At 72.3% G+C, this 19844-nt stretch carries 20 protein-coding genes; 7 read left to right on the forward strand and 13 right to left on the reverse strand.

Features of this window, described 5'->3' with window-relative positions:
* Window positions 1-17 precede the first annotated feature (17 nt).
* Window positions 18-806, reverse strand: coding sequence for a hypothetical protein (locus OG562_RS29005; RefSeq protein WP_266402952.1), 789 nt, complete (start codon window positions 804-806; stop codon window positions 18-20).
* Between the two features lie 369 nt (window positions 807-1175).
* On the opposite strand from OG562_RS29005, the gene OG562_RS29010 reads away from it, so the two are divergent.
* Genes OG562_RS29010 through OG562_RS29030 form a run of 5 tightly spaced genes read left to right on the forward strand, consistent with a single transcriptional unit; the run spans window position 1176 to window position 7023 of the window.
* Window positions 1176-4061 (forward strand): nitrate- and nitrite sensing domain-containing protein, encoded by a 2886-nt coding sequence (locus tag OG562_RS29010; protein ID WP_266402953.1) that lies wholly within the window; start codon window positions 1176-1178, stop codon window positions 4059-4061.
* Window positions 4058-4585 carry a roadblock/LC7 domain-containing protein gene (locus OG562_RS29015; RefSeq protein ID WP_266402955.1) on the forward strand — a complete coding sequence of 176 codons (528 nt, stop codon included), beginning with the start codon at window positions 4058-4060 and terminating at the stop codon, window positions 4583-4585. Before OG562_RS29010 ends, OG562_RS29015 begins: the two co-directional genes overlap by 4 nt.
* Window positions 4582-5088 carry a DUF742 domain-containing protein gene (locus tag OG562_RS29020; RefSeq protein WP_266402957.1) on the forward strand — a complete coding sequence of 169 codons (507 nt, stop codon included), beginning with the start codon at window positions 4582-4584 and terminating at the stop codon, window positions 5086-5088. The genes OG562_RS29015 and OG562_RS29020 overlap by 4 nt, the downstream gene beginning before the upstream one ends.
* The gene (locus OG562_RS29025) at window positions 5069-5713 is read left to right on the forward strand and encodes an ATP/GTP-binding protein (protein WP_266402960.1); all 645 of its coding nucleotides are present in this window, start codon (window positions 5069-5071) and stop codon (window positions 5711-5713) included. Before OG562_RS29020 ends, OG562_RS29025 begins: the two co-directional genes overlap by 20 nt.
* A gap of 56 nt (window positions 5714-5769) precedes the next feature.
* The gene (locus OG562_RS29030) at window positions 5770-7023 is read left to right on the forward strand and encodes a styrene monooxygenase/indole monooxygenase family protein (RefSeq protein ID WP_266402963.1); all 1254 of its coding nucleotides are present in this window, start codon (window positions 5770-5772) and stop codon (window positions 7021-7023) included.
* On the opposite strand, the gene OG562_RS29035 is transcribed toward OG562_RS29030, so the two are convergent.
* From OG562_RS29035 to OG562_RS29050, 4 genes are all read right to left on the reverse strand, one after another.
* Complete coding sequence (locus OG562_RS29035; protein WP_266402966.1) at window positions 6996-8255, reverse strand: NlpC/P60 family protein; 1260 nt, start codon at window positions 8253-8255, stop codon at window positions 6996-6998. The two genes, OG562_RS29030 and OG562_RS29035, sit on opposite strands and share 28 nt — an antisense overlap.
* A 232-nt stretch (window positions 8256-8487) precedes the next feature.
* The gene (locus OG562_RS29040; protein WP_266402968.1) at window positions 8488-8769 is read right to left on the reverse strand and encodes a hypothetical protein; all 282 of its coding nucleotides are present in this window, start codon (window positions 8767-8769) and stop codon (window positions 8488-8490) included.
* Between the two features lie 14 nt (window positions 8770-8783).
* On the reverse strand, window positions 8784-9434 hold the full coding sequence (locus OG562_RS29045; RefSeq protein WP_266402970.1) for a TetR/AcrR family transcriptional regulator: 651 nt from the start codon (window positions 9432-9434) through the stop codon (window positions 8784-8786).
* Between the two features lie 61 nt (window positions 9435-9495).
* Window positions 9496-10437 carry a diiron oxygenase gene (locus OG562_RS29050; RefSeq protein ID WP_266402972.1) on the reverse strand — a complete coding sequence of 314 codons (942 nt, stop codon included), beginning with the start codon at window positions 10435-10437 and terminating at the stop codon, window positions 9496-9498.
* A gap of 58 nt (window positions 10438-10495) precedes the next feature.
* Between OG562_RS29050 and OG562_RS29055 the strand changes: the two genes are divergently transcribed.
* The gene (locus OG562_RS29055) at window positions 10496-10840 is read left to right on the forward strand and encodes a hypothetical protein (RefSeq protein ID WP_266402975.1); all 345 of its coding nucleotides are present in this window, start codon (window positions 10496-10498) and stop codon (window positions 10838-10840) included.
* 12 nt (window positions 10841-10852) lie between these two features.
* Here OG562_RS29055 and OG562_RS29060 read toward each other — a convergent pair whose 3' ends face one another.
* The 7 genes from OG562_RS29060 to OG562_RS29090 all read right to left on the reverse strand — a co-directional run bounded on the left by OG562_RS29060 (window position 10853) and on the right by OG562_RS29090 (window position 17857).
* Window positions 10853-11365, reverse strand: coding sequence for a DUF3291 domain-containing protein (locus tag OG562_RS29060; protein ID WP_266402977.1), 513 nt, complete (start codon window positions 11363-11365; stop codon window positions 10853-10855).
* Window positions 11366-11498: 133 nt separating this feature from the next.
* Entirely contained in the window at window positions 11499-12956 is a 1458-nt protein-coding gene (locus OG562_RS29065; protein ID WP_266402978.1) for a penicillin-binding protein 2, read from the reverse strand.
* Window positions 12953-14374 (reverse strand): FtsW/RodA/SpoVE family cell cycle protein, encoded by a 1422-nt coding sequence (locus tag OG562_RS29070; RefSeq protein WP_266402980.1) that lies wholly within the window; start codon window positions 14372-14374, stop codon window positions 12953-12955. The genes OG562_RS29065 and OG562_RS29070 overlap by 4 nt, the downstream gene beginning before the upstream one ends.
* 54 nt (window positions 14375-14428) lie before the next feature.
* Window positions 14429-15022 (reverse strand): SH3 domain-containing protein, encoded by a 594-nt coding sequence (locus OG562_RS29075; RefSeq protein ID WP_266402982.1) that lies wholly within the window; start codon window positions 15020-15022, stop codon window positions 14429-14431.
* A gap of 147 nt (window positions 15023-15169) precedes the next feature.
* Entirely contained in the window at window positions 15170-16456 is a 1287-nt protein-coding gene (locus OG562_RS29080; RefSeq protein WP_266402984.1) for a HAMP domain-containing sensor histidine kinase, read from the reverse strand.
* A complete protein-coding gene (locus OG562_RS29085; RefSeq protein ID WP_323187567.1) occupies window positions 16453-17247 on the reverse strand; it encodes a hypothetical protein in 795 nt (264 codons plus the stop codon). Before OG562_RS29085 ends, OG562_RS29080 begins: the two co-directional genes overlap by 4 nt.
* Before the next feature lie 100 nt (window positions 17248-17347).
* Window positions 17348-17857 (reverse strand): dual specificity protein phosphatase family protein, encoded by a 510-nt coding sequence (locus tag OG562_RS29090; protein WP_266402989.1) that lies wholly within the window; start codon window positions 17855-17857, stop codon window positions 17348-17350.
* Between the two features lie 114 nt (window positions 17858-17971).
* Between OG562_RS29090 and OG562_RS29095 the strand changes: the two genes are divergently transcribed.
* Window positions 17972-18775 (forward strand): nuclease-related domain-containing protein, encoded by an 804-nt coding sequence (locus tag OG562_RS29095; RefSeq protein WP_266402991.1) that lies wholly within the window; start codon window positions 17972-17974, stop codon window positions 18773-18775.
* Between the two features lie 178 nt (window positions 18776-18953).
* On the opposite strand, the gene ligD is transcribed toward OG562_RS29095, so the two are convergent.
* Entirely contained in the window at window positions 18954-19844 is an 891-nt protein-coding gene (gene ligD / locus OG562_RS29100; RefSeq protein WP_266402993.1) for a non-homologous end-joining DNA ligase, read from the reverse strand.

Below are 19844 nucleotides of genomic sequence, written 5' to 3' on the forward strand. Positions count from 1 at the left end.
CGCCCCGACGGCGCCGCTCACAGCTCCACGTACACCGCCGTCGCGTCGTCGTGCGTCTTCGCGCGCCCCAGGAACGCCCGTTCCTCGCTGTCCGCCCGCTCCAGCTCCCGTACGCGCCGAACCGCCGCCGCCGGGCCCTCCTCGCGCAGGAGGGCGAAGAGGTCCGTCCAGTCGCCCCGGCGGAACGTCTCGACCCAGCGGGTCGCCCCGTCCGAGAGGCCGGCCAGGGCGGCCACGTCCGCGCGGGGGACGGTCCCCGTCACCGCGCGGGCGGCCACCGACGGGTCGGCCGCGGCGGTGAAGAAGCCGCCCTCCTTGTTGCGCAGCGTCGCGTCGACGACCGCGTTGCTGCGCAGGCGGGCGCGGGGCAGACGGGCCAGCCGGTCGTCGTGGACGGGCGTGACCACGCCGTCGGGGGACGCCAGCAGCAGCGTCGAGTCGCACAGCATCAGGTACTCGACGCTCTGCGCCGACCAACGGGCGAGAGCCACGGTGGCCTGTGGGGTGCGTGGGTGAGAAAGGTCACAGGTTTCCGCATGTGCCTCGGCGGTACGCGCCAGGGCGAGCGCGAGGGCCTCGGCCAGCGGAACATCCGGGAGTGAAACGGTCAGTTCGGTCAGGGCCCCGCCCAGCCTCGCGGTGAACCAGGGGACCGAATGCAGACACCCCGTGCCGTCGCGCGGCGGCGTCACCCCGTCCAGGAGGACGAGCGAACCGCCCTGTCCGCAGGCGGGAAGGCCGACACTTGCGAAGTCCTCGTTGGGGTAGGCCCGATCGCCCGGCTCCGAGACAAGTTCCGTACGCATCCGGCCAGTCTGCACCGCCCTTTCACAAGGTTCGCGAAAGGCTTGCATCCATCCCCGAATTGGCGTAGCGCCGCAGGTCAGACGCCTGTTTTGGGGCGTAATGAAGGGGTCCGGGAAGACGTGGCGGCGAATACTGCCAAAGCCCGCCGCCCACGTCCAACCGGCCTGCCGCGCAAGGCCGTCGCACGCGCCACGGGAACTTGCCCGCCAACTCCCCTCCGATGTTCACTCCTTCGGGTGGCGGGGCATGCGATGCGCGACCCCTGCCCACCGGCACTGGGAGGGTCGGGAACCGTACCGGACGTACGCACCAGTTGACGGAGCGTCACATCCGGCCCATGGGTACACGAGTCAGGAATGCGAGCACCGGTGCAGAAGACGCGGCCTCGGCGCACAGGCAGCAAGACGGCCTCCGAGGGGGGCGCGGAGCGCACCCCTGTCGGCAAGGGCCGCCCCACCCACGTGCGCAACCGGCTGATCGTCGCGGTGGCCGTGGTCGCCGCCGCCATAGCCGGGGCGGGAGCCCCCGGCGTCCTCGCCGCCTCCGGGCAGCTGAAGGACTCCCAGGACCTGGTCACCCTGGCCGAACAGACCCAGGACGCCCTCGCTCTCGCCCAATCCCTCGCGGACGAGCGCGACGAGGTCACCGTGTACGTCGCGGCCGGCCGCCCCAAGTCGCAGGCCCCCTCCACCCAGGGCAGCGCCCGCGTGGACCGCCAGTCACGGGAGCTGACCGCCGACACCGACGTCCCCGCGACGCTGCGCAAGGCCCTCGACTCCATCGCCTCCGTCCGCCGGACGGCGCTCACCGGCAAGAGCACGGCCCTGGCGGCGCACGAGGCCTACTCCGAGGTCATCGCCGCCCTGCACGGCCTCGCCGAGCAACTCGCGCAGGACATGCCGCCCCGCGCGGGCTCCGGCGCGTACGCCCTCGCCGAGCTCGACACCGCCGTCCAGGAGGCCTCCGCCGCCCGCGGACTGCTGCTCGCGGCGCTGAACGTGCCGACGCGCGAGGAGACCGTCTACAACCCCGTCACCGGCCTGTCGAGCACCGAGAAGGTCTCCTCCGAGGCCGACGCCGAGCAGCGCGACGCCCTCACCACCGCCGCCCAGCAGAGCCGCCTGCGCTCCGACGCCTCTCTCGCCGACTTCCGGGACGGCGCGCCGCAGTCGGCGGTGGACTCCTACGACTCCACGGTCACCGGCGGCGACGTCGACACCGCCGAGAAGTACCTCACGTCCCTCACCGACCAGCCCACGCTGAGCGACGGCGACCTCGGCACCAGCACCAAGAAGCTGGACGCCGCGCTGTCCGCCCGCGTCGACCTGATGCGCGGGGCCGAGTCCTCGTTCTACGACCGCCGCACCAAGGACCTCGCCCAGCTGCGCGACGACGACGTCACCGGCCTCGAGCTGCGCGTCACCCTCCTCGGGGCCCTGATGCTGCTGGCCGTCGTCGTCTCCACGGGCATGGCCCGCAGCCTCACCCGGCCGCTCTCCGTCCTGCGCCGCGGCTCCGCCCGCCTCGCCGACGCCGAGAACCCGGCCGTCGAGGAGCCGGTGACGTTCACCGGCCGCAACGACGAGTTCGCCCAGGTCGTCCGTTCCGTCAACGCCCTGCACGCGCACGCCGTCGCCCTCCACGAGCGTGTCACCACCCTGGAGTCCGACCGCAAGCACCTCGTCGGCCAGCGCCAGATGATGGCCGACGCCCGCGAGGAGCTGCGCGCCGAACTGGACGGTTCCGCATCCCGGTTGGACCAGCTGCGGGACAGCATCGGCGGCACCTTCGTCAACCTCGCGCTGCGCACCCTCGGCCTCGTCGAACGCCAACTCGCGGTCATCGAGGGCTTGGAGGAGCGCGAGCAGGACCCCGACCGCCTCGCCACCCTCTTCAAGCTCGACCACTTCGCCACGGTCATGCGCCGCCACAGCGAGAACCTCCTGGTCCTCGCCGGCACCGAGCACGTCCAGCAGCACGCGGGCCCGATCCCCCTGGTGGACGTGGTCCGGGCGGCGGTCAGCGAGATCGAGCGCTACGAGCGCGTCCGCATCTCCGCCCTGCCCCCGCACGCGCACGTGGCCGGCTTCGCCGCGGACGACCTGTCCCACCTGCTCGCCGAACTCATGGAGAACGCCACCTCGTTCTCCCCGCCGGACCTGCCCGTCGAGGTCTCCGGCTGGCTCCTGGAGAACGGCGAGGTCATGCTCTCCGTCCAGGACGAGGGCATCGGCATCCCCGAGGAGCGGATGGGCCGCCTCAACGCCCGTCTCACCGAGTTCGACCCGGAGACGCCCTACGACCAGGAGGGCGAGGAGGGTCTCGGCCTCGGCCTGTACGTCGTGGCCCGCCTGGCCCACCGGCACGGGGTGCGCGTGCAGTTGCGCGAGCAGAAGCAGGGCGGGGTGGCCGCCGTGGTCGTCCTGCCGACCCCGCTGCTCGCCGCCGCCCCGCACACCGCGATCCCGACGGCGACCTCGACCTCCCCCACGGCCCCGGCCTTCTCCCTCCCGGGCGCGGACGCCGAGGTCAACTCCAACGTCCTCCCGGCCCGCCCGAAGTCCGCCGACCCCCTCATCGAACTGGCCGAGAAGGCCGTACGACGGGCAGAGGCGGAGTCCGAGGCGGCAGCGGAGTCGGAGGCGGAGTCGCAGGCGGCGGCCGAAACCGAGGCCGAGCCGACACCGGCGCCTGAGCCGACACCGGTGCCTGAGCCGACACCGGCGACTGTGCCGGCGCCGGTGGCGGAGACGCCGGCCGAGATGACGATGGAGCTCCTGCTGCCCCAGCCGCAAGGCGGGTCGGCCGGAGATCGGTTCGAGGGCCGGCGCCAGGACCAGGACCACCCGGAGCAGGACCAGCACCAGCACCAGGGTCGGTACGAGGACCAGCAAGGGGAGCAGCAAGAGGAGCCACCCGCACCCGAGTTCGAGGCCGAGGCGGAGCACGCACGCACCCCCGACGCCCCGGAGGAACTCGCCCCGGAGGAACCCGTCACCGACAAGGGCCTCCCCAAGCGCACCCCGAAACTCACCGCACCCACCCCCGCTCCCCGGCAGCGCAGCGGTTCCGTCGACGCCGACGCCCTCCGCCGCCGCCTGGGCGGCTTCCGCCGGGGGGCGGAGGCCGGCTACCGCGACGTAGAGGCGGAGATCTTCGAGAAGACGGGCCAGAACCAGGTGCCGTCCCCTCAACCAGCACGCGCACATGCCGAAGAAGACACGGGGGGCACAGTCGAGGAGGCAAGCAGTTGACCGCGCCCAGTACCTTCGGACTGAGCAGTGAAGCCCGTAACCTGCACTGGCTGTTGACCAACCTCGTGGAGGAAGTGCCAGGCATCCAGTCCGTCGCCGTCGTCTCCTCCGACGGCCTGCTCCTGCTCTCCTCGGACCCCGGCCGCAACGACGCGGCCCGCGAGGCCCGCGGAGCGAAACCCACCGGCCCGCGCGGCTCCTCCGCCGACCTCGCCACCATCGTCTCCGGCATCGGCAGCCTCACCATCGGGGCCGCCAAGCTGATGGAGTTCGGCGTGGTCAAGCACACCATGGTCGCCATGGACGAGGGCAGCCTCTTCGTCATGTCGATCAGCGACGGATCCCTCCTCGGAGTCCACGGCTCCGCCGACTGCGACATGAGCGTGGTGGCGTACCACATGGCGCTCTTCGTGGGCCGCGCCGGCCACGTCCTGACGCCCGAACTCCGCAGCGAGCTCCGCAAGTCCCTGGAGAACGACACCGGGTCCGACACCCAGGCCGAGCCGACGGGGAGCACGCGATGAGCACGAGCCCCGAGAACGGCACGAACGGCACGAACGGCACGGACCCCGAGAAGACCGCGAACGGCACGGGCGACGCGAGCGCCGTGCGGCGGCTGCTCCCCGTCCGCGGGGGCGACCGCAAGCCCGCCCGCGTACGCCCCTACTCGCTCACCGGCGGCCGCACCCGCTTCGGCCACGTCCTCCTCGTCGAGACCTTCGTGGCGACGACGGAGACCACGGCGGCCATCGAGGGGCCGGAAGAGCGCAAGGAACTCACGAACGGCTCTCTCACCACCCGGGTCATGCCGGAGATGCGGGCCATCGTCGAACTGTGCCGCCGTATGCGCACGGTGGCCGAGATCGCCGCGCTGCTGAAGATGCCGCTCGGCGTGGTCCGGGTGCTCCTCAGCGACCTCGCGGACCAGGGAAAGATCCGTGTGTACGGCACCGGTACCGCTCACGGTACGGGCCGTCCCGACCGCGCTCTGCTGGAAAGGGTGCTGAGTGGACTCCGTCGTCTCTGACGCCGCCTCCTCCTTTGGCGTCGACCCAATCGTCGAACCCGACGAGCCCGTGCAGCCCTGGCAGACGGACCGCACCCGCGCCCCCATAGCCACCAAGATCGTGGTCGCGGGCGGCTTCGGAGCCGGCAAGACCACCCTCGTCGGCACCGTCTCGGAGATCACGCCCCTCCAGACGGAGGCGCTGATGACCCAGGCCAGCGAGGAGACCGACGACCTCACCGGCACGCCGGAGAAGACCACCACCACGGTGGCCATGGACTACGGCCGGCTCACGCTCGACGACGACCTGGTGCTCTACCTGTTCGGCACGCCCGGCCAGCAGCGGTTCTGGTTCATGTGGGACGACCTGGTGCGCGGCGCGATCGGCGCGGTCGTCCTCGCCGACACCCGCCGCCTGAAGGACTGCTTCCCCGCGCTGGACTACTTCGAGAGCTGCGGACTGCCGTACGTCGTCGCCGTCAACCACTTCGACGGCAGCGAGCTGTTCGAGCCGGACGACGTGCGCGAAGCCCTCACCGTCGCCGCGCACATACCTGTCATGATCATGGATGCGCGCCGCCGGATCTCGGTCATCGAGACCCTGCTGTCCCTCGTCGGCCACGCGCTCGACGAGACCCCCGAGTAGGCGCACCGAAGCCACCGAGCAGGCGCACCGAAGCCCACCAAGGAGACGTCCCCCGCATGCGGAAGATACTCGTCGTCGGAGCCGGCCAGTCCGGTCTCCAGCTCGCCCTCGGCCTCCAGTCGCACGGGTACGAGGTCACCCTGATGTCGAACCGGACCGCGGACGAGATCCGCTCCGGCCGGGTCATGTCGACACAGTGCATGTTCCACACGGCGCTGCAGCACGAGCGCGATCTCCAGCTGAACTTCTGGGAGTCCCAGGCCCCGAAGATCGAAGGACTCGGCGTCTCCGTCGCGGCCCCCGGTTCGCACGACCCCGGCCCGACCCAGCGGGCGATCGACTGGGTGGGCAGGCTCGACGGGTACGCGCAGTCCGTGGACCAGCGGGTGAAGATGGCCGGCTGGATGGAGACGTTCGCCCAGCGCGGCGGCCAGCTGGTCATACACGGCGCGGCGGTCTCCGACCTCGACTACTTCTCCCGCGCCTACGACCTCGTCCTGGTCTCGGCGGGCAAGGGCGAGCTGGTGTCGATGTTCGCCCGCGACCCGGAGCGGTCCCCCTACAGCCAGCCGCAGCGCGCCCTCGCCGTCGCCTACGTCCACGGCCTGGGCCCGCGCCCGGAGCACCCGGACTTCGACGCCGTCCGCTGCAACCTGGTCCCCGGCGTCGGCGAGCTGTTCATCATGCCGACGTTCACCACCTCCGGCCGCGCGGACATCCTCTTCTGGGAGGGCATACCCGGCGGCCCGCTCGACGTCTTCAACGGCGTCAAGGACCCGGCGCAGCACCTCTCCCTGACCCTGGAACTCATGGAGAAGTTCACGCCCTGGGAGTACGCGCGCACCGGCGACGTCGAGCTGACCGACGCCGGCGGCACGCTGGCCGGCCGCTACGCCCCCACCGTCCGCAACCCGATCGGCCGTCTGCCCGGCGGCGGGCTGGTCCTCGGCGTCGCGGACGTCGTCGTCGCCAACGACCCGATCACCGGCCAGGGCTCCAACTCGGCCTCCAAGTGCGCCGCCGCCTACCTCGACTCGATCCTCGAGCAGGGCGAGAAGGAGTTCGACGAGGAGTGGATGCAGGCGACGTTCGACCGCTACTGGGCGACGGCGCAGCACGTCACCAAGTGGACCAACGCGATGCTCTCCCCGCCGCCGGAGCATGTCCTGAACCTCATCGGCGCCGCAGGGCAGCTGCCGCCGGTCGCCCACCGGTTCGCGAACGCGTTCAATGATCCGGGGGATCTGGAGAACTTCTTCTACGAGCCGGACAAGACCGGCGCCTATCTGGCGGAAGTCGCAGGGGCCTGATCGCCGTCGGGGTGCGGGGGAGTCATGTCTCGGCCCCGCGCCCCTCTGAGCGGGTCGTCCGGGCGGACGGCTCCCAGGATCGGGTTGGATGCGATCGGGGAGAGCTTGATCTGCTCGCCCGGGCGGGGAGCCTGTACGACCTTCCCGTCCCCCGCGTACATCGCCACATGCGAGGCGTCCGGGAAGTAGACGACGAGGTCCCCGGGGCGTAGCTCCTTCAGCGGGACCTTCGGCAGTCGTGCCCACTGCTCCTGGCTGGTCCGAGGGATGGGCGACCCGGCATGCCCCCACGCCTCCGACGTCAGGCCCGAGCAGTCGTAGGAGCTCGGGCCCTCCGCGCCCCACTCGTACGGCTTGCCCAGTTGCTGCTCGGCGTAGCGCAGGGCGCGGTCGCCCTCCTCGGTCGGGGTGTGCTCGCCGCCGAGCGCCCCGGAGGCCAGCAGCTGCTTCTGGTCCTCGGCGACGCCGGCCCGTTCCAGCGCGGCCAGGGCGGCGAGCTGGCCGGCCGTGAGAGACGCGAGAAGTCTTTCCACGTCGTCGAGTCGCCGGCGTACGTCGTCCCGCTCCCTCCTCTTCCGTTCCGTGAGGGTGAGCTGGTCGTCGAGGGCCGCGCGGGCCTTGCGCGCCAGCCCGTCGGCCTTGCGTTCGCTGCCTTCCAGCCGTCCCACAGTCTCGGCCCGCTCGCGCGCCAACTGGCCGATCAGATGCCCCTGGTCGAGGGCGTGCTGCGGATCGCGCGCGAGCAACAGCCGTACGTAGGGGGAGAGGCCGGTGCTGCCCTGGTACTGCTGGCGGGCCAGCCGGCCGGCCGCTCCCCGGCTCTCGTGCAGCGACAGCCGGGCCTTCGCCAGGTCGGCGTCCAGGTGTCCGGTCTCGGCCTGCCGTTGCCTGAGCTTCTCCTCGGTCGCGTTGTAGGCCTCGGTGGCCTGCTCGGCCTCCCGGTACAGCCGCTGAAGGTCCGTCAGCAGCTCGGCCATGGGCCGCCGGCCGGGCTCCGGCGCGGCGACCGCGGCGTCGGGCTCCGGTACCGCGACCGCGGCATCAGGCTCGGGTACGGCGACCGCGACATCGGGCTCCGGCGCGGCGACCGCGACATCTGGCTCCGGTACGGCGACCGCGACATCTGGCTCCGGCGCGGCCACGGCGGCCCCGGGAGCCAGGACGGCCTGAGCGGTGAACGCCGCCGTGGCGACCGTGACCGCACAGGCCAGACGCAGCAGTCTTCCTGACACGTCATCACCTCCGCTGCGGGGTGGCCCCTCCATCCCGCAGGGTGAGCATCAGCGCTGCGCGCGCGGCCCGCGCGCCGAGCGTGCGCGGTTCGGCGCAACGGCGTCACCCGTCGGCGTCATCCCGCCCGCCGCGCGGCGTGGCGTCGGGCGTGGCATGGCGCGGGCTGCCGTACGGCGTGGCGTGAGCCGTCCGGCGTCTGGCGTGAGCCGTCCGGGCGTCCGGCGGACAGGCTTAGGCGCCGGGGCCGGCGTCGGGTTTCGACCACGGCCACTTCAAGCGGCCGCCGGCCCTGCCCTCGGGGTCGTACTCGTACTTCCAGCCCTGCACCAGCCCGAGCTTCCCGCTGTGCGCGCGGGGCACGCGTCGGTAGACCAGGACGGTCGGCGGGCCGCCCGCCGGGTCGGGGACGGGGATGCGGTACGTCTTCGGCGGGTGCCCGGTCGGGCCCAGCAGCACGGGCAGGACGCGGCCGTCCATGGGCCCGCCCTCGAAGGGGGTGTCTTGGCTCTTCACGGCACCAGTGTCGATCAGGTCTGTGCGGCCAGCGCACCCCGGACCACCTCGGCGGTCTGCGGATCGCGTCCCGCGGTCACCGCGAGCACGGCCACGAACTGCTCCACCAGCCAGTCCCGCAGCTCCTCGACGGGCGGCTGCTTGTCCTCGTCGAGCCAGATCAGGGAGGCCGCCTCGACCGCCGTGATCCACATCCGCACGGTCATCCGGAGCTTCGGCCCCGGGTCGGCCACGCCCAGATGGCTGTAGATGTGCGCGGCGGCGGCCCGTCGTACGCCGTCCACGGTGGCGGTCGTACGGGAGGTCTCCACGACGCTGCCGCCCTGGAGCAGGGCGCTGAAGCCGGCGTCGTGGCGGCCCACGAAGGCGAGGTAGCGGTCCAGGGTGCGGGCGAGCCGGGGGAGGAGGGGGCCGTCGTGCGGTTCGTCGAAGCAGTGCTGGAGCTCCTCGGAGGCGGAGCGCAGCGCGGCTTCGTAGAGCTGCTGCTTGCCGCCGGGGAAGTAGCGGTAGACGAGCGGGCGGGACACCCCGGCGGCCTCCGCCACGTCGTCCAGCGAGACGTCCTCGGGGACGCGGTGCGCGAAGAGGGAGAGCGCGGCGTCGAGCAGCTGACTGCGGCGCTCCTCGACGCTGAGGCGACGGTAGGCGGGGGCGGCGGGGGTCATGACGTGCAGCGTAATCCCCCCGGCCGCGCCGATCGCCTCCGCCGGGCGTCGGTGCGGGCGTTCACGCCAACAGCCCCGACGCCCGCCACAGCCGCCGCCCGACGCCCCTCAGCACGCCGATGTCGTCCAGGAAGTCGGTCAGACGCTTCGCCCCCGTCTGCATGACCTCCCGGCGGTGGCCGCTCGCCTTGACCTGCGCCAGCGCCTCCCGTGGGTCCAGGCCTACGTTGGCGTAGACGTCCGGGTTGACGAAGGCCACCGAGAACACCCGGGCGAACTCCCCGGACGTCACCCGGGTGAACTCCTGGGACCACTTCGGCGCGGTCACCATCTGCCGGCGCAGCTCCTCACGGGCGTACCGGACGTGTCGTGCCTCCTCGACCACGTGGATGCGGGTGACGCCCCGGATCAGCGGCTGGACCCGCTCGTCCGGGAAGGTCAGCCGCTGCATCCAGTCGAGGACCTCCTCGCCGAGCAGGGTCGCGGTGAAGGAGCCGGGGGTGGTGGAGATCGTCTTGAAGAGGCGGCCGAGGTTCTGGTGGGCCCGGCTCACCGGGTACCAGGGCGTGCCGCCCTGCGCGATCAGCCGGGCGAACATCTTCGAGTGCCGGCACTCGTCCTCGATCTCGGTCAGCGCGTAGCGCACATGCGCGCTCGTCGCCGCCTTGTCGTAGATGTGCCGGACGAGCAGCTGCATGAGGATGATCTCGAACCAGATCCCGAGCGAGGCGAGTGCGGCGGCCTCGTGCCGCGACAGCAGGATCCGCTGTTCCTCGCCCATCCGCTTCCACAGCGGTGTGCCGTACAGCGACACGAGCTCCGGCGGCCAGAACCACTTGCCCTCCTCGAAGGGCGCGTCCCAGTCCAGCTCCACGTCCGGGTCGAAGGAGTGCTTGGCGGAGGACGCGAGCAGTCGCTCGGCCACCTGCTCCCGGTCCTTGAGCAGGCCCAGCGCGTCCCGCAGCCCTTCCAGCGCGTCGGCATCCGTGAGGGTCGTCGTCATGGCTCTTATGAGACTGCTTGTCAGCAAGCCCGTCAATCCCTAGGGCAGACTTCGCCGTATGGACACGACGACGAGCGGTGCGCGCGCGCACGGACCGGACGACGACCAGACCCCCACCGCCGTCCTGCGGGTGCGCAACACCGGTGCGGAACTGCTGGAGCTCACGCTGGAGCCGTACGGGAGCGACCACTGGATGCGACCCGGGGAGACCTTTGTGATCTGGACGCTCGGGGACCCGGGGGGCGAGGTGTGCGAGGTGGAGCACGAGCCGGGCCGGGTGACCGTGCACGCCGAACACCTGCCCGCCTACGTCGGGGACGCCGACGGCGACGAGATCGAGTGCGGGCACAACAGACCGGCCCCGTCGCCCTCGGTCGACCCCTTCAAGCTGAGACTTCCTTAGCGCCGTCCGGTCCTAGACCGAGCACCCCAGATCCTCGGGCACCGCGAACGCCACCGGCTCCGCCCCCTGTGCCGGGAACGACGTGCGCAGGGTGAAGGCGTACGGCGTCGGGCCGTTGGTCCGCAGATGCAGCAGGCGGGACTCGGCCTCCGCGACCGTCGGGCGGTGGCCCGCCGGGACCCACCACAGCACCGCCATCATCTCCCGCATCCGCTCGAACCACTCCCGGCGGCGGGCCAGCAACTCCCGGTGCTGCCCCTGGTACATGAACGCGGTCAGGGTGTTCGTGTCCCGCCACACCGACATGTTGATGATCAGCCAGTCGTCGCCGAGCACGGGGACGTCCGTCGCGTTGCCGGAGTCGGACTGGAGTCGCCAGACGAAGCCCTCGGCCGCGTCGGCGACGGCGTTCACGGGGTCGAGGGCGTCCACGAAGTCCTTCAACTCCGGTGAGTCCAGGGGGAATTTGAGGCGGCCGATGTTGGCCTGGGCGAGTTCGTACGCGGGTGCCGTGGGCTCAGTCATGCGCGAACGTTAGGACGGACCTGTACCGTCTGGAACCCCCCGTCTCAGGAACTGAGCACGCCTCACGAAGCTGGTACGTCTCCCGAAGGTGGTGCGTCTCCCGAAGGTGGTGCGCCTCCGAACCTGGTACGTCTCACGACCCGAGCACCGCCTCCATCACCGCCCGCGCGATCGGCGCGGCCATCCCGCCCCCCGTGATGTCCCCCCGGTCCGCCGACGCGTCCTCCACCACCACCGCGACCGCGACCTTCGGCTCCAGGTCCCGCTCGCCCTGCGCCCAGGAGACGAACCAGGCGTACGGCGTCCCCGCGTTGCCGAAGCCGTGCTGGGCGGTGCCGGTCTTGCCGCCGACGCGCGCGCCGCGGATCGCCGCGTTGGTGCCGGTGCCCTCCCGCACCACGTCCTCCATCAGCTCCCGCAGCGTCCGCGCGGTCGACGGATGCATCACCTGACGGATCGGCCGGGAACCGGCCGAGGCCACCGTGGCCCCGCCCTTCCGTGTCGTCCGCTCCACCAGGTACGGCGGGCGCAGCTGCCCCCCGTTGGCGACCGCCGCCGACACCATCGCCATCTGCAACGGCGTCGCCCGCGTGTTGTACTGCCCGATCGACGACAGGGCCAGCTGCGCCCGGTCCAGCGAGGTGTCGAAGGTGCTCGGCGCGACGGAGAACGGAATCCGCACGTCCGTGTCGTTGAAGCCGAACGCCTGCGCCGTGCGCGTCATCCGCGCCAGCCCCACGTCCACGCCGAGCTTCGCGAACACCGTGTTGCACGACCACTCGAAGGCGTCCCGCAGCGGAGCGTCCTCGCAGCCGTCGCCCTCGTTGGTCAGCCGCGTCGTGGTCCCGGGCAGCGTGTAGGGAGCGGGGGAGTCGGTCGGCTCGTCCAGGTCCCTGAGCATGCCCGAGTCCAGCGCCGCCGCCGCCGTGACCACCTTGAACGTCGACCCCGGCGGATACGTCTGGCGCACCGCCCGGTTCAGCATCGGCCTGTCCGGATCGCCGTTCAGCCGCGCCCAGGCCCGCTCGGCCCCGGCGTCGTTCCCGGACAGCACGGCCGGGTCGTACGACGGACTGGTCACCAGCGCCAGCACCCGCCCCGTCGACGGCTCCACCGCCGCCACCGCGCCCTTGCGCCCGGCCAGCCCCTCGTACGCGGCCCGCTGGGCGTCGCGGTCCAGGGTCGTGACGACGTTCCCGCCGGACGGGCGGCCGCGCGTGACGTCGTTCAACAGCGGGAACGGCGCGAGCAGCGGGTCCGCGCCGGACAGGACGCCGTCCTCGGCGTGCTCCAGGAACGTCGTCCCGTACACCTGCGAGGCGAAGCCGGTCACCGGCGCGTACAACGGCCCGTCACGGTACGTCCGTTCGTAGCGCAGCTGCTCCCTGGTGTCCCGGGAGCCGGTGACCGCCTCGCCGTCGACCAGGATGTCGCCGCGCGGCTGGGCGTACCGGGCGATGGAGTCACGCCGGTTGGCCGGGTTGTCGTCGTAGGTCCCGGACTGGACGACCTGGATGCGCAGGGCGTTGACCAGGAGCGCCAGCAGGAGCAGGGCGCAGAAGACGGCGGCGTGCCGGATGTGCCGGGTCACCTCGGATCCTCACGGTTCACAGGGCCCGCCTTTCCGTCGTGCTCGTGCGGTCGGCGCGCCGAGTCGCTCACCCGGATCAGCAGCGCCACGATCGCCCAGTTGGTGACGACCGACGAGCCGCCCTGCGCGAGGAACGGCATCGCCATACCGGTCAGCGGGATCAGCCCGGTCACGCCGCCGGCGATCACGAACACCTGGAGCGCCACGATCGAGGCGAGCCCGATCGCGAGCAGCCGCCCGAAGGGGTCGCGCAGAGAGAGGCCGGCCCGGTAGCCGCGCTCGACCAGCAGGCCGTAGAGGAGGAAGAGGGCGGACAGGCCGGTCAGGCCCAGTTCCTCGCCGGCCGTGGCCAGGATGAAGTCGGACTTCGCGGCGAAGCCGATGAGGATGGAGTGGCCGAGCCCGAGCCCGGTGCCGAGGACCCCGCCGGCCGCGAAGGAGAACAGCGACTGGGCGAGCTGGTTGGGGCCCTGACCGGCCTCGATGGTCGCGAACGGGTCCAGCCAGTCCTCGACCCTGCTGTGCACATGCGGTTCCAGCCAGCCGACGGCGACCGCGCCGAACGAGGCGAGCAGCAGACCGACGGCGATCCAGCCGGTGCGGCCGGTGGCGACGTAGAGCATGACCACGAACAGGCCGAAGAAGAGGAGGGACGTGCCGAGGTCCCGTTCCAGGACGAGGACGCCGACGCTCAGCAGCCAGATCGCGACGATCGGGCCGAGCACCCGCCCGGTGGGCAGCTGCATCCGCCGAAAGCGCCAGACCTGCCGGCCCGCGTACGCGAGCGCCGTGCGGTTGGCCGCCAGGTACGCGGCGAAGAACACCGCGAGCAGCACCTTCGCGAACTCGCCCGGCTGGATGGAGAACCCGGCGATCCGGATCCAGATGCGCGCCCCGTTCACCGCCGGGAAGAGGATCGGGAGGGTGAGCAGGGCGAGCGCGGCGACCACACAGACGTACGCGTACCGCTGGAGCACCCGGTGGTCGCGCAGCGCGACCACCACCACGATGAACAGGGACACGCCCAGCGTGGACCACACCAGTTGCGTGGGCGCGGCCCGGTCGCCCGGCGTCTCCAGGTCCAGCCGGTAGATCAGCACCAACCCGATCCCGTTGAGCAGCACGGCGATGGGCAGCAGAAGCGGATCCGCGCAGGGGGCGCGCAGCCGCACCGCGAGATGCGCCAGCAGTGCGAGCACGCCGAGCCCGGCGCCGTAACCGGCGGCGCCGGGCGGGAGGGCGCCGTTCTTGGCGAGGCCGACCGCGCAGTAGCCGTACACGGACAGCAGGACGGCTACGACGATGAGGGTGAGCTCGATGCCACCGCGCCGGGGGAGGCGTACCCCGGGGGCGGGCGCGTCGGCCGCCGCCACGGCGGTTCCGGCGGCGAGGCCGGTCCCGGCTGCGGCTTTCGTCATGTCCGGAACTTACCCAAATAGGGCCCCTTGCGAGCCTTGAAACGTTTCTTCGGGTCAGCACCAGCGCGGCGCGGCCCCGATGTTGTCGATGTAGCGCGCCGAGCCCCAGGCCCAGGTGCCGTCCGTGAGGAGGTACCAGAGGGCGTTGCCCTGGACGTTCTGACCGGAGGTCTTGCAGAAGATCGAGACGATCTGGCCGCGGTGGACGACCCGGATGACCTGGCTGGCGCGGGTCGGCTTGCTGCGCAGGAGCAGCTCGCTGGCGGTGACGCGCCCGCGGTAGCGGCGGGGGTCGTTGCCGTTGCCGTTGCCGGGGCGGTTGCCGCCGCCGTCCTGCCAGTTGTCGTCGCCGCCGCCGTTCTGCCAGTTGCCGCCGTCCCCGGACTGCGAGTCGCCGCCGTCCTGCCAGTCCCCGCCGCCTTGGCCGTTCCCGTCTCCTCCGCCTTGGCTGTTCCCGTCTCCGCCGCCCTGCCCGTTCCCGTCCCCTCCGCCCTGCCAGTCGTGCGGCCCGCCGGTCGCGACGTCGAAGCCTCCGCCGTCGTCGTCCCCGCCGTCGGCTGCGGCGGGGGTGACGACGGCCGTGGCGGCCAGCGCGCCGATGGCGGTCGCTATGGCGAGCCGGGTGAGGGCGGAGCGGCGAAGGGACATGGCGATACCTCCGTACAGGGGGTGAAGCTGACTTATCGCCACATTAGGAGCGGTTCGCGCGTGTCGCCCGTCGCGCTGCGCCATCGGGGCCACTGAGGCCGCCGAGGCCACGAGGCCACCGAGGCCGCCGGTCATCCGGGTCCTCGGTCAGGGAGTGACCGAAGGCGCTCCGGCCGGAGGCGTCTGAGGGAGCGTCAGCGTGGCCACCGCCCCGCCGTCCGGCGCGTTCGCGAACGTCAGCCGCGCGCCCAGCACCTCCGCCTGGCCGACCGCGATGGTCAGCCCCAGCCCGTGCCCCTTCGCCCCGCCCTCGGTACGGAACCGCTGCGGCCCGTGCGCCACGAGGTACTCCGGATACCCGTCCCCGTGGTCCCGCACGGTCACCGTCGGCCCGTCCACCGTCAGGACGACGGGCGCGCGACCGTGCCGGTGCGCGTTGGAGACCAGATTGCCCAGCACCCGCTCCAGCCGCCGCCGGTCGGTCTCCACGCGCGCGTCCCGCACGACCATGACCTCGGTGTCCGTCCCCGAGGCCCGCACCACCCGCACGGCCAGCGCGCCCAGCTCCTCGGCGTCCGCCTCCAGCCGCTCCCGCCCGGTGTCCAGCCGGGAGATCTCCAGCAGGTCCTCCGTCAACGTGCGCAACGCGGCCACCCGGTCGCGCACCAGCTCCGTCGGCCGGCCCGGCGGGAGCAGCTCGGCCGCCGCGTGCAGCCCGGTCAGCGGGGTGCGCAGCTCGTGCGCCACGTCCGCGGTGAAGCGCTGCTCGCTCAGCAGCTTGCCCTGCAACGAGGAGGCCATGGTGTCCAGCGCGGCGGCGACCGCGGCCACCTCGTCCTGCGGCCGCGCCGGCTCCTTCGTACGGGGGTCGTCCACCCTTGCGTCCAGGTCGCCCGCGGTGATCCGCCGGGCCACCTGCGCGGTGGTGTGCAGCCGCCGGGTCACCCGGGTCACCGCGACCGCGCCGACCAGCAGCGTCGCCCCGATCGCCAGCGCCGAGGACCACAGGATCGCGGTGTCGAGCCCCTGGATCGTACGGGCGCTCTGCGAGTAGTCGACCTCGACGGCCAGGGCCCGCTCGCCGTCGGCGGGGCCCGCCGCCCACATCGTGGGCCGCCCCCGGTGATCGGCGACCATCGTGCCGCGCTCCCCGGCCACCGCCAGCGTCCGCAGCGAAGCGGGCAGCCCCGGTGGATCGACGCTCGCACCCCACCCGAGGGTGTCCCCGGACTCGAACGCCGTGGTCGCGTCCTTCAGCCGGGACAACGCCAGGTCACGGGCCTCGCCGACGGTCTGGTCGGTCACCTGCACATGCACCAGCACGCCCAGCAGCGCGGCGAGGGCGCAGCACATCACCGTGATGAAGACGGCGGCCTTGGCGGCGAGCGTTCCGGCCCACTGCGGGACGCCCCACCGGGGGAGCACGCGCCTCATCGATCGCTCGCGGAGGAGGACGCCGAGGCCGAAGGCGACGCCGAGGGGCGAGGCGAATGGGTCCGCCCGCCGGAGCGGAGCATCTCGTCATGGGTGAGCAGCATCGCGTGCTGGTCCTGATCCCAGGTCCACTGCAGCCGGTACTCGTACCCCGCGACCTCGGACGGCGAGCGGATGATCACCGACCGCGCGGCCAGCTCGACCCCGCTCACGGCGTCCTCCCAGCCCATGACCTGCACGAGCCGGTGCTTCTCGACGGTGTACACGCGGACGGCCGTCAGATTGCCGGGCAGCTGCCGGAAGCCCAGCGTGAGGTCGTCGTGCCCGTCGCCGGTGAGATCACGGTAGTAGGGCGAGAGAACGGGACACTTACCCGGCTTGCCGCTACCGCTGCCGCTACCGGTGTCGCTGTCGCTGTCGAGGCCGTCGCCGCAGTCGGCAATGAGACGGACCGTCTCGTCATACGCCCCGGCGCTGTAGTCGCCGGGATTCGCGGCGATCTCCTTGCGCACGACCTCGACCGGATCCACCTTGCGGATGTCGTCGCCGGGCACCTTCAGGCCCTTCACGACCTGGGTGTTGACCTCGTCGATGTCGAACGCCGGACTCGAGGCGGCCGGCAGGCCCGGCCAGAGCTTCTTCGGGCTGATCGCGGTCGGCGTCGCGCCCGCGCCGCGCAGTCCGCCCGTGTCACCGCAGGCCGCGGTCGCCGAGGCCAGCAGGGCGACGGCGGTCACGGCGAGGGCGGTGCGGACGGTGCGGGTGCGGGGCACGGGACTCCTGTGCTGCATGACGGTGACGGGCCCCGTACACCTTATTCATGGGAAAGTCCTTTTTGCGTACCGGGCGGGCGTGGAGGCGAGGACCATGAGAGGAAACGATTGTCCATGGTCACTCGGCCAGCTCCTCCAGCAGTCTGGCCGTCGGCAGCCCCGCCCGCAGGTACTCCACGAACAGTTCGTTGTGCAGGGCCCACGGCGAGCGCCGCGACCGTATCAGCCGTATGGCCTCCTCGGCCGAGTGCCCCCGGCGCATCAGCGTGTGGGCGACGACGAGGCCCGAGCGGTTGTAGCCGCTGTAACAGCGGACCAGGACCGTACGGCCCTGGTCCATGGCGTCTCCCGCGGCCTGCGCCAGCCGGATCACCCCCGCGAGCTGGGTCCCGTCCAGCGGCCCGTCCGGCACCGGCCACACATGGTGCTCCACGCCCGGGTCGGGCCCATGCTCCGGCCGGGCCCTGGTCAACGTCTGGACCAGATCGAACTCGTCCCGCACCACGGCGGACTCCAGCTGTCCGGAGGTCCCCCGGAACTCGTGCCCGCCCATCCACAGCCCCGGCACGATCTCGCTCCACGGACCGTCCGGAGCCGGTACGTCGGGTTGCTTCCTACGGGTCCGCAACGGCGCCTCCCCCCACCAACGCGATCCCTGGGACCTGCCCAACTCCCTCCAAAGGTAACCGCCTTCTTGCCCCCGGGGCATCCTCCTGTTCCCATGGTCGTGGGGTGATGGTGCATGAACGGACTGCGCGTCATACCGACCTGGCGACATGGCCGGGAGCGGCTCTACGTCTGCCTCACGGACGGCCGGAACATCGCCTGGTACGACCGTGAGACCGCCCGGATCAACCTGATAGGGGACGACCGCAAAGAAGACGTGCTGGAAGCCCTCGGCCCCTTCCTGACCGGCCCGGTCACGGTGGGCCCGCCCCCTGTCCCCACGCCTGCGGAGCTGGCCCGACTCTCCCTCCACCCGGACGACGACCTGGCCCCCAACCGCCCCGGCGAGGCCCTGCTGGTCGCCCTGGACCGCGACCCCGGCCCCGCCCACCGCCTCCGGGCCGACCCACGCCGACGTGCGCTCTTTGCCGAGCAGGCCGTGGGCGAGGCCCTGGACCGGCTCGACGGCGCCGGCTGGCACACCCTCCACTCCATTCCGCTGCCCGGCGGAGACCGCGTCCACCACCTGGCCATCGGCCCCGGAGGACTGTTCGCGGTCCACGCGCTGTACGCCCGCAGGGCGCGGGTGCGGATAGCCGACCCTCTGGTCACCCTGGGCCGCCACGAACCGGAGCCCCTGCTCCGCCGAGTGCGCGGCAACGCCGCCCGCGCGTCCTACGCCCTCACGGCCGAGGTCCGCCCCGTCCTGGCCCTGGTCGGCCCGACGGACGTCTCCTTCACCGCCCCACCCAGAGAGGTCCGAGTCCTCCAGGACACCGCCCTCCCGGACCTGGCCCGCCTGGGCGGAGTACTCAAACCGGCGGATGTGGAGGCGCTGCATGCGATGGCGAGGGATCGGGGGGCGTGGGGGAGGGTGTGAGGCGGGCGGCTCCTGACCGGTGCCGGGTGGCGCATCTCCGCCTGTCCGGCGCTTGGGGGCGAGGCCCTTCAGGGGGCGAGCGCGGGGGTCTGTGGGCGGCAGCGGGGGGTCTGTGGGCGGCAGCCCCCAGGGGCCGGGAACGGGAAGGGGCGGCGGGGGCGATGAACAGCGGCCCCGCTCACGGCAGTGCCCCCGCACGACCGGCATCGAACAGCGGTGCGAGCAGATCGCCGTACTCCCGAACCCGCTCCACGACGTCCGCCGCGAACAGCGCCAACCCCCCGGGCGACCGAGACTCCGCGACGCCCCCCACCTCGTCCCAGCTCACGGGCGCCGAAACGCTGGGCTCCGCCCGAGCCCGCAACGTGTACGGCGCGGCCGTGGTCTTGCGCGCGGCGTTCTGACTCCAGTCGACGAACACCTTCCCCGCCCGCAGACTCCGCGTCATCCGATGCAGGGCCAGCCGAGGCATCGCCCCCTCCACCTCCACCGCCAGCCGCTTGGCGTACTCGCTGACCTGCCCGGACGACGCCCCCCGCACCGCCGCCACCAGATGCAGCCCCTTCGCCCCGGACGTCTTCGCGTACGCCTCGATCCCGTCCGCCGCCAGCCGCTCCCGCAGCCACAGGGCGACGTCGCAGCACTCGACGACGGTCGCGGGCGCACCGGGGTCGAGGTCGAAGACGAGCCGGTCGGCCGTCCCGGGGTCCTGGATCACCCACTGGGGCGTATGGAACTCGGTGACGAGGTTCGCCGCCCAGATCAGACTCGGCAGGTCCTGCACGAGCACCATCCGGGCCGGCCCCTCCGACCGGGGCACCTCGGCGGTGGCGACCCACTCGGGCGTCCCCGGCGGCACGTTCTTGGCGAAGAAGACCTGCCCGTCGGGGCCGTCCGGATAGCGCAGGAAGGACAGCGGCCGGTCGCGCAGATGGGGGAGCAGGACGTCGGCGACGGTCGCGTAGTAGTGCAGCACCTCGCCCTTGGTGAAGCCGGTGGCCGGATACAGCACCTTCTCCAGATTGCTGAGCGCGAGCCGCCGCCCCTCCACCTCTGTGATCGGCGTCAT

This window comes from Streptomyces sp. NBC_01275, assembly GCF_026340655.1.
In the GTDB taxonomy this organism is placed as follows: Bacteria; Actinomycetota; Actinomycetes; order Streptomycetales; family Streptomycetaceae; genus Streptomyces.

Bases quoted from the DNA above. Each gene is read 5' to 3' on its own strand.
- OG562_RS29005 (WP_266402952.1), bottom strand. From the start codon at position 806: ATGCGTACGGAACTTGTCTCGGAGCCGGGCGATCGGGCCTACCCCAAC.
- OG562_RS29020 (WP_266402957.1), top strand. From the start codon at position 4,582: ATGAGCACGAGCCCCGAGAACGGCACGAACGGCACGAACGGCACGGAC.
- OG562_RS29030 (WP_266402963.1), top strand. From the start codon at position 5,770: ATGCGGAAGATACTCGTCGTCGGAGCCGGCCAGTCCGGTCTCCAGCTC.
- OG562_RS29045 (WP_266402970.1), bottom strand. From the start codon at position 9,434: ATGACCCCCGCCGCCCCCGCCTACCGTCGCCTCAGCGTCGAGGAGCGC.
- OG562_RS29050 (WP_266402972.1), bottom strand. From the start codon at position 10,437: ATGACGACGACCCTCACGGATGCCGACGCGCTGGAAGGGCTGCGGGAC.
- OG562_RS29055 (WP_266402975.1), top strand. From the start codon at position 10,496: ATGGACACGACGACGAGCGGTGCGCGCGCGCACGGACCGGACGACGAC.
- OG562_RS29060 (WP_266402977.1), bottom strand. From the start codon at position 11,365: ATGACTGAGCCCACGGCACCCGCGTACGAACTCGCCCAGGCCAACATC.
- OG562_RS29070 (WP_266402980.1), bottom strand. From the start codon at position 14,374: ATGACGAAAGCCGCAGCCGGGACCGGCCTCGCCGCCGGAACCGCCGTG.
- OG562_RS29075 (WP_266402982.1), bottom strand. From the start codon at position 15,022: ATGTCCCTTCGCCGCTCCGCCCTCACCCGGCTCGCCATAGCGACCGCC.
- OG562_RS29080 (WP_266402984.1), bottom strand. From the start codon at position 16,456: ATGAGGCGCGTGCTCCCCCGGTGGGGCGTCCCGCAGTGGGCCGGAACG.
- OG562_RS29085 (WP_323187567.1), bottom strand. From the start codon at position 17,247: ATGCAGCACAGGAGTCCCGTGCCCCGCACCCGCACCGTCCGCACCGCC.
- OG562_RS29095 (WP_266402991.1), top strand. From the start codon at position 17,972: ATGAACGGACTGCGCGTCATACCGACCTGGCGACATGGCCGGGAGCGG.
- ligD (WP_266402993.1), bottom strand. From the start codon at position 19,844: ATGACGCCGATCACAGAGGTGGAGGGGCGGCGGCTCGCGCTCAGCAAT.